Source organism: Limnofasciculus baicalensis BBK-W-15, from assembly GCF_024178385.1.
Classification (GTDB): Bacteria; Cyanobacteriota; Cyanobacteriia; order Cyanobacteriales; family Coleofasciculaceae; genus Limnofasciculus; species Limnofasciculus baicalensis.
The window spans coordinates 1-12,101 of record NZ_JAMZMM010000181.1; the positions used below are offsets into that span (position 1 = coordinate 1).

Consider the following 12,101-nt stretch of genomic DNA (forward strand, 5'->3'; position numbering starts at 1 on the left):
GGATTTAATTGCTTATTAACAACTCTTATACAATCAAATTAATGACTAGCATATCACAAGCTCAAGGAGCTGTCAATACTTCATTCAGAATTTATTGTAAAATAAAATACAATAACAATCAAATTTCTGTATTTAATTGCTTGTAATTAACTATTCTACAATCAAATGGATGGTTAGGATATCACAAGGACAAGGAGCTGTCAATACTCAATTTGAACAGGGTCAAACTCTGTTAATAATTCTTGACAAATAGTTCTAAAGAGAACCCTTTGAGCATCTTCCATCCCCACTCCTCAATGACTTTTTGCCCCAGGCGTTGGGCTTCTGGTTTCAACAGAAGGTGGACAATATCAGGAACAAATTCTAAAGGATTGACCGAATTTGCTACTAGTAATTTACCAACTCTTTGGATAAAATCTAGAGTCGGAGTCCGAGGAGGTTGAGCGCTAATATAAATTCCCGCATTCCCAGCAATCCCTTGAATGATTTTGGTTAATAATTGACTGGGCAAAGCATCTAAGTCCGCCAGGATATCCCGAATTAAAAGCTGACGAAACACACTGCCTGATTCTGATTCAATAAAATTCAATAGGGGATTAATTAATGTCTTTAATTGAGAATTTTTATTTTTTGAGGCATATTGAATAAGTTGTTCCAATCGCTGCCAATTAATCCGATTATCCTTAATTAAAATATCTTGCAAGCAAGTCTTTAATTCCGGAACAGTAGCCGTCAATAGCCTAGATGCCACATAAGGATAAGCTTGGGCAAAAACTTGTAAATCAGGTTTAACCTTAAGGGCAATTCCTTCCAAGCTTGCACCACTGCGAAAAATCAAAAGATAATAAGTCGGCAACCGGAAGGGATACTTATACAATAAAGGAGATAGCTTGTTAATAATTTGATTAAACCCTAATTCAGTAACTGAAGCTCCTAATGCTGAAGCAAAGATCTCTTCTAAATCAGGAATCAGGGGTTTTAAATTCGTTTCTGGGGGTAAAAATCCCATTTTGATATAGTCTTCAGCTAACCCTTCAAAATCGCTCATTAAAATATGAATCATCGATTCAATAAAACGATACCGATAACTCACTTCTAGAGAACTCATCATCCCAAAATCAATAAACGCTAATTCTCCTTCTGCGGTTGCAAGTAAGTTACCAGGGTGAGGATCTGCATGGAAAAAACCTTCTCCGAGTAATTGCTGTAGCGCACACTCGAATCCTAAATTAATAAAATAATCGGGATCTAAACCCAATGATTTTAGAGTCTCTACTTCGGTTAATTTAATCCCAAAGATCCACTCCATTGTTAAAACTTGGCGGCTTGTATATTTTCGATAAATTCTCGGGACTTTTATGTTATGAATATTGCCATAAAGGTGAGCAAATTTTTCAGCATTTTCGGCTTCATGTAAATAATCAGCTTCTTCAAATAAACGAGTTCCCAATTCATCGACAATTGCTAGAAGATCGCTGTGAACAAAGGAAACATTATTTTGGATCAAACCAGCTAATTGTCTGAGGATATAAATATCTAGAGAAATACTCTCAAGCAAACCTGGACGTTGTACTTTCACCGCCACCACTTCCCCCGTTTTAAGTCTGCCCTGGTAAACTTGCCCAAGGGATGCGGCGGCCACTGGAGAAGGACTTAATTCAGCATAGATTTCTGAATAATCGCTTCCCAATTCTTCCTCAATTAATTGATAAGCAATTCGATCTGGGAAAGTGGGTATTTGGTCTTGTAAATCAGTAATGGCGTTTAAGTAAATCGGGGGGATAATATCGGGACGACAGGAAAGAATTTGCCCTAGTTTAATAGAAGTTGATCCAAGTTTAGTTATCGTTTCACGGAGATGAATGGCTCGTTTACCTTGATTTTTCCTGATAGAACCAGTTAACCAATCCCATCCTAACATCAAGACAAAGGTCATAAGTTTTATGGCAAAGGTTGAGCAGCGGTGCCAGACTTGCCAAGGATGTTTGCGATAATATTCCGAAATTTTTGATATGTTGTACTGCAAGGGTTTTCTTGAGGGGGTAGAGTTTTGAATTGAATCAAATTATAACTTATAGGCGTAATTCTTTGGCATCTTTTGCATTAAGTTGGAAAACCCTTAACAATCCCCGCTCACTCGGAGACGGGGATTCTCAAATCGAACTAATTGCCGAACTACCTGTTCCTTGAAACATAATCCATGATAGAAAGAAGTTGGTAATAAAAATAGCGAGTAAAGCAGTAACCACAGCCGTTGTTGTCGATTGTCCCACCCCTTTTGCACCTCCAGTAGTAGTTAACCCCCAACTACAACCAATAATGGCAATCAACCCCCCAAAGACAACCGCTTTTATCGCCGCCGAACATAAATCCCATACTTTTAGGAAGTTACGAGCAGAATCCAGAAATATAGGCTGAGGAATATTGTACATAGTAGTAGCGACCAAAGTTCCCCCAGCCATACCGAGAATTATTGAAAGAATCGTTAGTAGCGGTAGCATCAGACAGCAGGCAATGACACGCGGAATGACTAAGTAATCAATGGGATCGGTTTTGAGCATGTAAAGAGCATCAATTTGCTCTGTCACCCGCATAGTACCAATTTCCGCAGCAAATGCCGATCCAACTCGCCCAGCTAAAACCACAGCCGTCAAAACTGGTGCCAATTCTCGGCTCAATGCTAATGCTAATACCCCACCAATCGCTGTCGTCGCGCCAAAGTTGATAAACTCTCGCGTTACCTGAATCGTAAATACCGCACCAATAAAACCAGATGTAATCAGGGCAATAGTCAGAGAAGCAGGACCAACAACAGCCATTTGATCGAGGGTATTCCGTCGGTTGATTTTCCCACTCAACAGATGTAAAATCACTTGCCCCCCCAAGAAAATGGCTGCTAGCGATCGCTCTAACCACAACCCCAAGCTAGAACTCGTATTTGTCATTTGTTGTTTGTTGTTTGTTATTTGTTGTTTGTTGTTTGTTATTTGTTGTTTATTTTTTGTTATTTGTTGTTTATTTTTTGTTATTTATCGTATAACAGGCGGGACACCTGTTACAGTTATCAGTTATTTTACCAATAAGTAGCTTTAAACTCATTGCCAACAACAAACAACCAATAACTAACAACAAACAACCAACAACTAACAACTATTTACCATCACTGGATTCTACACGGAAGCGTTCCACAGAAGTCAAGAGATCTCGCGCCACACCAACTAGATTTTGCAAAGCACTCGATACCCGCTGTGCCTCCTGGGAAGTTTCTTGGGCAGTTAATTCTACCGATTGCATCACCTGGGCTACAGCACGGGAGGTTTCGGTTTGCTCCACCGTATCGGCTTTAATTGAACGGACTAGTGCGTCGATACGATTAGACACTTGAATGATATCTTCAAGGGATCGCTTCGCCTGTTCAGCCCGTTTCGTACCATCAATCACCTGCTGCGTACCTTCCTCCATCGCAGTCATAACTGAGCTGGTTTCGCTTTGGATTTGCAATACGATTTGCTCGATTTCCTTCAGGGCTTTAGCAGCTCTATCTGCTAGCTGCCGCACCTCATCAGCAACAATCGCAAAACCTCGCCCTGCTTCCCCTGCTCTTGCCGCCTCAATACTAGCGTTTAGAGCCAGTAAATTGGTGCGGGAGGCAATTTGAGAAATCACCGCGACAATCTTGGAAATTTCTTGAGATGATTCGGCTAAACGCTTGACTTTTCTGGTTGTTTCTGCTACTGTTTCGCGAATTTGTAAAATCCCCGCCACAGTCCTTTCCACTGCTTCGCCCCCTTTAAGCGCGGTTGAGGAAGCAGAATGAGCCACATCCTCTGCTTCCCGTGCCGCTTCCGCCACCCGCTGAATCGAGTCAGTCATTACTTGAACAGAATTAAGAGTGACTGCCAATTCTTCAGCTTGGCGTAAAGCATCAGAGGATAAAGCACGGGCAAAAGACTCACTATCATTAGAACCTTTAGTAACTTTCCGGGCTGCATCTTTCACCTGTTGCACGATTTCCCGTAGATTCTGAATCGTCAGGTTAAAAGAGTCAGCCACAGCACCCAAAACATCAGCAGTCACTTCTGCTTGTACAGTTAAATCGCCCCTTGCAGCCCCTTCCACATCATCGAGCAATCTAATTACCTGACGTTGTAAATCTTCTTTGGCTTGTTCTTGTTCTTCTGCCTTCCGTTGCGCTTCGCTAGTTGTAGTCAGAATCACTCGCGCCATCTGATTAAAGCTAGTGGCTAATTGACCTAATTCACCTTCAGAATAAACTGTGGCATTAACATTAAGATTCCCCTGAGAAACAGCATCAAATTGAGATTGTAGGTCTTTTGTTGCTTCTTGAATTTGCCTGGTTGTAATTCTACCCAGAAATAGGGTAGTACCAAAACTGGCAAAACCAGCAACCAGGGTCATTAAGCCGCTAGTATTCCGTAGATGGGTGACAACACCCGGTTTATCTTTTGCCGCTAGGTTGGCTGACACAAAACTCACCACCGCCACTATCACCGAGGATACTACCCCAGTAGCAACCGCTGTCATCAGATTTTTTTGTTTAAGGGAGGCATTTTCAAAGAAAGCAACCCAACCCTGCTCAACACTAGGGACGATTTCGTAGTCAGTTTCTTTAGTTTGGTTAAATATCGGAATTTGTTCAGAAGTGCCACTGAGGTTAAACATCTCATCATCCCCAGCAGTTTTCGCATATCCATTCCCACTTCCGCCTCTACCAGAATCGCCCTTCCTTTCTCTGGGGTTGTGCCCTTCGAGTTTCCCAGAGTCTTCTCCAAAGGAGTAAGGGTAGCCATCTCCTACTCCTTCGGCAAAGGCTTCGCTAATAGAGAAGCCGAAGGAATCTCCTGGTTCCCTTACCCCCATACCGCCAGCACTCGATCCCGATACAACGCCACGATTGCTCAATAAATCGAAATCTGCTTCATCACCGCTTCCTGATGAAATGTCTTCACTCACGCCTTCATAGAAATCAGGAATCGAACCTAAATCCTCATCAAAAACATCAAACGCATCGAGAAAACCTTCTGTGGAACTTTGATCGTCTTCAATTCCTGAGAAACTGTCCGAATCGCCTTCGGCAATATCATCCAGAGCAAAGGACTCACGATCGAATGCTTGGTCATATTCATCAAATTCAAAGTTATGATCTTGGGAGTTATACCCATTCTGCTCAAAGCTGTGAGCATCCTGAGCATAGTCGATTATTTCAAAGGACTCACTTGCCAAAGTCCGCCCCTGTCCAGAGTAGTCAAAGTCATCTGTATCTGTTTTTAAAGAACTCTCAATCTCAGATGAGTCCATCAAGAGTGTTTCGTCCTCAAAAACGGGATAAGCTTGACGATAAGCAGAACCCATCGTATCCTCGCCAAAGCCAATTTTATCCTCGCCTGAATCTATAGAATCAATTTCAAAAGACGATTCCGAGTCAAATGATTCATTCAGCGTTTTTTCATCCACTGGTTTAGCGAAGAATCCACTGTTGGGCATGACAAAAGTTGCCGCAGTACGATCTTCCTCTACATCGTCATCATTGAAAATTTTCTTTAAGTGGGAACTTAAATCTGAATCATCATCCCCAAAATTGTGAGGATCGTCTAGGTCAAATTCCGGATCCTCACTCTGCCATCCCTGAAACCCCTGACTGTCTTCCCCCGAATCACCATCAAAGGCAAAAGGATTATCATCATTGGTTCTAATATATCCTTCCTCCCCACCCTCTTCTGAATTACCAAAGGGATCGGCAAATGCCATAACCGAGGTTTGGGCAAAATCATCAAGAACCCCCTCCTCAAAATCCAGGCTTCCCAAGTCAAAGGTATCGGATTCATCATTTGTTTCCAAGTGGGAGAATGTCCTCACCCCTGCCATTTCACTTAAGTCCCCAGTATCCTCAAAATTATCCTCTTCCTCTTCTTCTAAAGCTTGGGAGCTTCCTGAGAACCCGTTAGAGCTTGACTCATTGATAAATTGATTACTGTCTTCTATACCTTTATTGGCATAATCAAGGAAATCTGCTTCTGTCGTGAGGTTTAGTACCTTTTCATATTGTTCTATCGCCAGATCGTGCTGGTGCAAACCATAGCAGTAGATATGACCCCGCAGTAGGAACACACTTGGATCGTCAGGTAAATTATCAATTAACCGATTTATAATCTCGGCTGCTTCTTGATAATTGCCCTGCATATAGGCTTTTTGCGCTTCTCCATATTCCTGTTCATAATCTCTACCAGATGTCATAAATTCCTCCCGCTCCCGCCATTAGTTATTAGTTATTAGTTATTTTCTTTTTGTTTTTTGTTATTTGTTTTTTGTTATTTGTCACAACCAATAACCAATAACCAACAACCAACAACCAACAATAAATTACTCTAAATCAATTTCATGTTGCCCACCGTGCCGATCGTAGAATTGCCACCTGATCGAGAAGTCGTAAAAATTTCCCTTGTTCTTGGTCTAAAACCCACTCCCCACGCAAAAATGGTGCCATTGTATCTGGAACATTACTAGCCATCTGTAATTGATCTATATCTAACCAGTCCATGTCTACAATCCGGTCAACGGCTAAACCCAGCATTGTATCTTGATCTTCTATCGCAATCACAGGAATTTCGGTGCGATCTGTATTCACAGCGATCGTATCTCCCAAAAACTGACCAAGATCTGATACCCAAATCACCCTTCCTCGCATGTTTAGCGTCCCCAAAAGTAAGGGGGAAGCATTAGGAATTGCTGTGATCTGATTTGGTGAGGGTTCGAGTACTTCTCTGATACCCGTAGCAGGTAAGGCGAATTCATTACCAGAAGGGACATAAAACCGCAGGTGTAGTTCACCTTCAGGACTTTCTAGTTCCTGAAATTCTGGGCCACCGTCTTCACCCTTGCCTGTTAAAAAGTCTGGATTGCCAACCATTATTTTCAAAACCTATCCCCTGAGTAGCTGTTTTACTGTACCGATCAACTCGGTTGGCTGAAAAGGTTTGGCGATGTAAGCATCTGCCCCTTGCTTCATGCCCCAGTAGCGATCGAATTCTTCTCCTTTAGAAGAACACATCACAACTGGAACGTTCTGGGTTTTAGGATCGGCCTTGAGACGGCGGCAAACCTCGTAGCCATTCATGCGAGGCATAACTATATCCAAGACCACTACATCAGGGCAAGACTTCAGAATATGTTCTAAAGCTTCAACGCCATCACTAGCGACAGAAACCGTTAACCCACTGCCTTTGAGGAGGTCTGAGATCATCTGCCGTTGTGCAAGGCTATCTTCTACAACCAGAACTGTACTCATAACTCCCTACCTGATTTGCCGACGATCGGGTGAACTCTGAATGTAACCTTGGATTTTATACTTAAACATAAAACTTGCGTAATGATTAAAGTATCTCTCAATTTTGCCAGTCTGTGGTGTTCTCCTGACGTAGTTAGGATTTGGAGATCCCTTACTTATCAGGGGCGGTTGGTAACCTCAGAATTCAAGAGCGCGATCGCGTTGCGCTGCTGCTTCGAGATCGCGCTCTCAATGGTACGATCGACATCTATATCTCCAAATAACATCTGCTGAGTGACTAGCCTGAATAGTTATCGTAATTGGGATTGGGGGGATTCCTCATCCCTTTTTGACATTTTTAAGCTGAGGCTGACTCGGTAACATCAGTTGCCTCTCTCGAACGATCTACCGCCTCAGTGACTGAATTGTCCATACTGCCTTGGCGGAGATCCCCAGGACCAATATATTTCTCTAATAGCATCAACAGCTCGCTAGCGCCAAATGGTTTGGTCAAGTAGTCTGTCGCACCCACCATCCTGGCTCTAACTCTGTCGATAAAGCCATCTCTCCCTGTGAGCATAATAATGGGGGTCAAACGGAATATTGTAGACTGTCTGAGCATTCCACACAGCTCGTATCCATCAAGTTTAGGCATCACTAGGTCACAAACGATCAGGTCTGGTTTGATTTGGAATACCTGACTGAGTGCTTTTAAAGGATTCTGGATTGTCGTGACTTCATACCCCCTCGCTTGCAGCATATATTCTACGGTCTTACCAATTGCTACATCATCATCAACACAGATTACACGACGGGATCGGGTAATGCCTGGAAAGTCCCATTGTCGCAGGTTGGTAATTTCTGGTACGCTTGCCATCAGCAATTGAATCCAGCCCTGTTGAACATAAGGATAGATTGCCTTGGCTACCGTCAAGAGATCCCGATTGAGATAGCGAGCCATTTGACGTAGAGAAGTCTTCCCATCTGCCCAACGGCTTAGGGTTCTAAAGGCATTTTCCGGCAAAGTCTCCCGTAATTGAGGTGCATCTGTCACAATCGGACATTGATTGGGAGATTGTATATGGGGATGAAATTCTTTCCACTCCTGGACCTGTTTCATGATTTTGGTCACTATTGGGGCAATCTCCAGACTCGTCAGTTGGGGGGCTAATGCCGGACTAATCTCGAAGACAAAGTATCCGTTATGGAGACTGAGCAGATCGAATAGGGTTTCATGAACCATACTCTGAAGGATGCTGCGACCTTGGGCGGGTGTGATAATATGCTTTTCTAACAAAGCCCAGAGATAGGCATATTCTGGTGCATTTGTCGCTGCAATTGATGGACCTGCCAAGTCATCAAGAGCGGCATCGACTCTGTAGCGGCGCAGGTAATCCCGCAAACGCGACAAGCTAGCATCGCTGTTGGCAGCATAGGCAATTTTCCCGTTTAGGAAGAAAACAAACCAAAAAGGACCGGGTTTGCGCTTTTTGCTTTCTCGCTCCGGAATCCCAAAGGAGAACCCCTGGAGTGGAACATCCCCACTTGTGCTATTTGAGTGGACTCCGTATGCCTCAACCAACAGTTCCCCTGTTCGCTGACCTAGTTCGATCAGTTGCAGGATGCTGCGGATGTCAATTTCATTCAACGTTCCCTGCATTTGATGCTCAATATGCTCCTAAAAAATCGCTTGATGAAAGAAAATCACTCCTACCCATCATTTTTTCAAGATGCCTTGACAAGGGTATGGATACCTGTGATGTTGAACAAATCTCCCTCTAGACTGCTACTGCTCTGGTAAAGGAAAAAGCTTTCCACTCAACCCCTTCCTCTCTATTCGGTCAGTATTTGTAGGCAGTCAAGATCTGTCCGCAGCCCAAGCTGCTCAATTATGAATAACATCAATTGGGTCTTCATGGCGCTTTTAGTCTATACCGTCCGGGAAGTGCGGGTAGTTGACATCATGCACCTTCGAGCAGATCGCACCAGCAAATCCTGTGTTTGTACTACTGCTTTTAAACAGACCAATGCTAGAATTAAAACTTAACTTAGCTTAACGGTCAGTTAGAATCTACAGCATTGTAGTCGAGACGGTCGGTAGCGATATGGTAATACAATTAGTATAATTGAAGATTTAAATGGTGGATAACACTGACTTGATTTTGGCTCACCCCCAGGTAAACAACCCACGCCTGCCATCGGATTACCGATTATAGCGGGGGAGGCGTGAAGAAAAGCCCTAGTTTACCAGACTCAGGTGATGTTTTTACCGTAGACATTCATTTTGTGCAAATTGGTCTCTCCAGTACGATCTGGGAAAATGGCACCCAGAGTCAACAACCCACCGAAGGCTCGGATTACCGATGTAGCGGGGGCTTGAAAGATAGCCCTAGTTGACCAGACTCAGGCCGCCTTGCCTACGAAGCTCGGCAAGTGTTTAAGTTCTTACCTAGAGATGCGTAGCTAGTCTGTAGCTCTACAACTTTTAGGTTAAACAGCTATTTGGAAGGCAGTGCTTAAGAGATAGTACCGACCACTAACTTTGTCGTTCGCGAAGCGTGCCGTAGGCATAGCTAACTTTACCCCAGAAATGGGAGTGGGAGGAATCCCAAAATAAACGCCCCACCGATAGCGAAGCGGCTCCTTTTAGGAGCGGCGGGTCTTTCAAGAACAATATCGGTAGCCTAATCCTGTAATGTCAGCAGGTATGTCAGGGAGAATAACCACTTTTGTTAGCGAAGCGGCTCCTTTTAGGAGCGGCGCAACGGTTTCCTTTTACGGAGATACATAATGCAGCATAGACCCTGGCCTCCCTTTCCTCTCACTGCCAAGCCTCCTACAGCTATGGCGGGAGTCTCCAGGGAGGAAGACAGATGAATGGAACGGTTCGATTGGACTGACTCTACTCCTTCAAAAGCGTCAGCTTAGTTAAGGATTGGGCATGAGACATTAAAAGAGGACGATCGGTGTGCTTTATCTAGCAGAAGTCAAAAAGCAGAAAACTGGCCCTTTTGGCAGTAAGACCGAACTCAAACTCCTGGCTTGTCAGCGCAATGACCAGAGTTGGAATGTATTACCTGGTGAAGAAACGCTTCCTGGGGAAGAAGCTAGTGCCTTTGGCGAGGGTGTGTTGGTCATCGTCAATCTGGGTAATAATCGACAGATTCAGGGAAATATTGACCCAGCAGGAGGGCAGATAGTAAGAGAGTTGCAAAATTTCTCCAAACAGCTAGAAAAATGGAAAAGTGGCGAAGAAGAAATTGAGCAGTGGAAGCAGTCTTTGACTTATCAAAGTCAGGAACTAAACCGCCGCGAAATGGAGATGGAAGCACGTTCCGAAGAGCTTCAAGCTGTGGAGGAAGAGGTTGAACAAATAGAGCAACAACGACAAGAGCTAGAGCTGAAGCGAGAAGAGGTAGCAAGACTAAAAGAAGAGTTCGAGCGAAACCGCCAAGAGTTGGAGGGAGCGTGGGAACACCTACGGGGCGAACAGCGACGCTTCGAGGAACAACAAGGAGAGTTTCAACAGTCTGCTGGCTTAAGTGAGGATCAAGCTGCTCAAATAGAACAATTACTCTTGCGATTGTCTGAAGCAGTTGTTCCGACTGAATCGCTGCGGGAACAATTAAATCAGGCATTGGAAGTAGTTAATTATCAGCAGTCTATGCTGGAGAATGACTGGCAACAGTGGGAACAACAACATCAGGAAGCTCAACAACAACAAGCAGAAGTTGACTATCGAGGGCAAGAAATTCAAAATCGCAAGCAGGAGTTGCAGGAAGTCCACAAATCATTCGAGCAGGCAAAAGCCCAGTTGAAGGTACAGCAAAATACCCTGGAAATTAAGCGAGAAGCTGTTCATATGCTCAGTCTTCAATTGCGAACCCAGGAAGAGCTACATCAAGAGTTGGCTCGTTTAGCAACAACTTCTGCTGATGTCAAAATTAGCCAGCAGGTGAATATCGAAGCTCTGGAAAAAATGCCTTTGGGTGAACTTCAGGGAATTGTCCAAAATTTGCAGCAGGAGTTGGAAAAGGTTAAGCACTTTGTTAACGATCAAGAAGAAGAGCTGACATTCCAGCGTCAAACTGTGGAAGAATTGCAAGAAAAAATTAACTCGGCTAGTGATTACGATCGCATCCATCTAGAAAGCGAACTAGCAGAAGAGGAAGATCGCTACCAGATGCTAGATGAAACATTAGTCGGTCAACGCCGGAATCTACGGGAGCGAGAAGAAATTCTCAATCAGCATCTGCGGGTGTGTCGCCGTCGCCAAGGTGTGGTGGAACCCAATGGCTCAGATACCCTGAAAATTGACCTCGGACCGATTTTGAGCCAACTGGAAAGCCAACGACAGCAACAGGAAACTCAAGTGCGAAAAGTGGAAAGTCAGGTGGAACAAATGCGCCAGAGCATCAACCAAGCCGAACAGTTGATCGAGCAGCAAGCTAAGGAGCATGAGGCGAAAGAAGCCGAGCTTCAAGGTATAGAGGAAAATTGGCAATCTATGAAAGTCTCTCTATCAGAACTTTGGGCTAGGGTGAATCTGACTCAAGAAACACTACAGCCAAGACAGGAGGCTCTCAGTCAACTCACCGAAAAGCTCAATGCGATCGCAGAAGTCTTAAATCAAATTCAGGAAATCGGTGACTATCAACTCCAGATGATTTCTGAATTGCGCCAAACTGTTGCTTGTTAGTTGTTAGTTGTTAGTTGTTAGTTGTTAGTTGTTAGTTGTTGGTTGTTGGTTGTTGGTTGTTGGTTGTTGGTTGTTGGTTGTTGGTTGTTAGTTGTTGGTTGTTAGTTGTTAGTTGTT

Annotated in this window: 9 protein-coding genes; 3 read left to right on the forward strand and 6 right to left on the reverse strand. The window is 43.8% G+C overall.

Going from position 1 to position 12,101, the window contains the following annotated elements; translation table 11 throughout:
• Positions 1-232: 232 nt before the first annotated feature.
• The 5 genes from NJ959_RS17410 to NJ959_RS17430 all read right to left on the reverse strand — a co-directional run bounded on the left by NJ959_RS17410 (position 233) and on the right by NJ959_RS17430 (position 7,306).
• Positions 233-2,026, reverse strand: a complete 1,794-nt coding sequence (locus NJ959_RS17410; RefSeq protein ID WP_254013009.1) for an ABC1 kinase family protein — start codon at positions 2,024-2,026, stop codon at positions 233-235.
• Between the two features lie 127 nt (positions 2,027-2,153).
• Positions 2,154-2,945: an MlaE family lipid ABC transporter permease subunit gene (locus NJ959_RS17415; protein WP_254013010.1), complete on the reverse strand. Its 792-nt coding sequence runs from the start codon at positions 2,943-2,945 to the stop codon at positions 2,154-2,156.
• A 205-nt stretch (positions 2,946-3,150) separates the two neighbouring features.
• Positions 3,151-6,255, reverse strand: a complete 3,105-nt coding sequence (locus NJ959_RS17420) for a methyl-accepting chemotaxis protein (protein WP_254013011.1) — start codon at positions 6,253-6,255, stop codon at positions 3,151-3,153.
• Between the two features lie 142 nt (positions 6,256-6,397).
• Positions 6,398-6,928 (reverse strand): chemotaxis protein CheW, encoded by a 531-nt coding sequence (locus NJ959_RS17425; RefSeq protein ID WP_254013016.1) that lies wholly within the window; start codon positions 6,926-6,928, stop codon positions 6,398-6,400.
• 12 nt (positions 6,929-6,940) lie between these two features.
• Positions 6,941-7,306: a response regulator transcription factor gene (locus tag NJ959_RS17430; protein WP_254013012.1), complete on the reverse strand. Its 366-nt coding sequence runs from the start codon at positions 7,304-7,306 to the stop codon at positions 6,941-6,943.
• Between the two features lie 140 nt (positions 7,307-7,446).
• Between NJ959_RS17430 and NJ959_RS30225 the strand changes: the two genes are divergently transcribed.
• On the forward strand, positions 7,447-7,569 hold the full coding sequence (locus tag NJ959_RS30225; protein ID WP_256529355.1) for a hypothetical protein: 123 nt from the start codon (positions 7,447-7,449) through the stop codon (positions 7,567-7,569).
• Between the two features lie 74 nt (positions 7,570-7,643).
• On the opposite strand, the gene NJ959_RS17435 is transcribed toward NJ959_RS30225, so the two are convergent.
• On the reverse strand, positions 7,644-8,945 hold the full coding sequence (locus NJ959_RS17435) for a response regulator (protein ID WP_254013013.1): 1,302 nt from the start codon (positions 8,943-8,945) through the stop codon (positions 7,644-7,646).
• A 231-nt stretch (positions 8,946-9,176) separates the two neighbouring features.
• Between NJ959_RS17435 and NJ959_RS17440 the strand changes: the two genes are divergently transcribed.
• Both NJ959_RS17440 and hmpF read left to right on the forward strand, forming a co-directional pair.
• Positions 9,177-9,332, forward strand: coding sequence for a hypothetical protein (locus NJ959_RS17440; RefSeq protein ID WP_254013014.1), 156 nt, complete (start codon positions 9,177-9,179; stop codon positions 9,330-9,332).
• A gap of 921 nt (positions 9,333-10,253) precedes the next feature.
• Positions 10,254-11,984, forward strand: a complete 1,731-nt coding sequence (gene hmpF, locus NJ959_RS17445) for a pilus motility taxis protein HmpF (RefSeq protein ID WP_254013015.1) — start codon at positions 10,254-10,256, stop codon at positions 11,982-11,984.
• The last annotated feature ends 117 nt before the right edge of the window (positions 11,985-12,101 follow it).

What these genes read in the sequence shown, in the direction of transcription:
- NJ959_RS17415 (WP_254013010.1), bottom strand. Translation starts at nt 2,945, where the DNA reads ATGACAAATACGAGTTCTAGCTTGGGGTTGTGGTTAGAGCGATCGCTA.
- NJ959_RS17420 (WP_254013011.1), bottom strand. Translation starts at nt 6,255, where the DNA reads ATGACATCTGGTAGAGATTATGAACAGGAATATGGAGAAGCGCAAAAA.
- NJ959_RS17425 (WP_254013016.1), bottom strand. Translation starts at nt 6,928, where the DNA reads ATGGTTGGCAATCCAGACTTTTTAACAGGCAAGGGTGAAGACGGTGGC.
- NJ959_RS17430 (WP_254013012.1), bottom strand. Translation starts at nt 7,306, where the DNA reads ATGAGTACAGTTCTGGTTGTAGAAGATAGCCTTGCACAACGGCAGATG.
- NJ959_RS17435 (WP_254013013.1), bottom strand. Translation starts at nt 8,945, where the DNA reads ATGCAGGGAACGTTGAATGAAATTGACATCCGCAGCATCCTGCAACTG.
- NJ959_RS17440 (WP_254013014.1), top strand. Translation starts at nt 9,177, where the DNA reads ATGAATAACATCAATTGGGTCTTCATGGCGCTTTTAGTCTATACCGTC.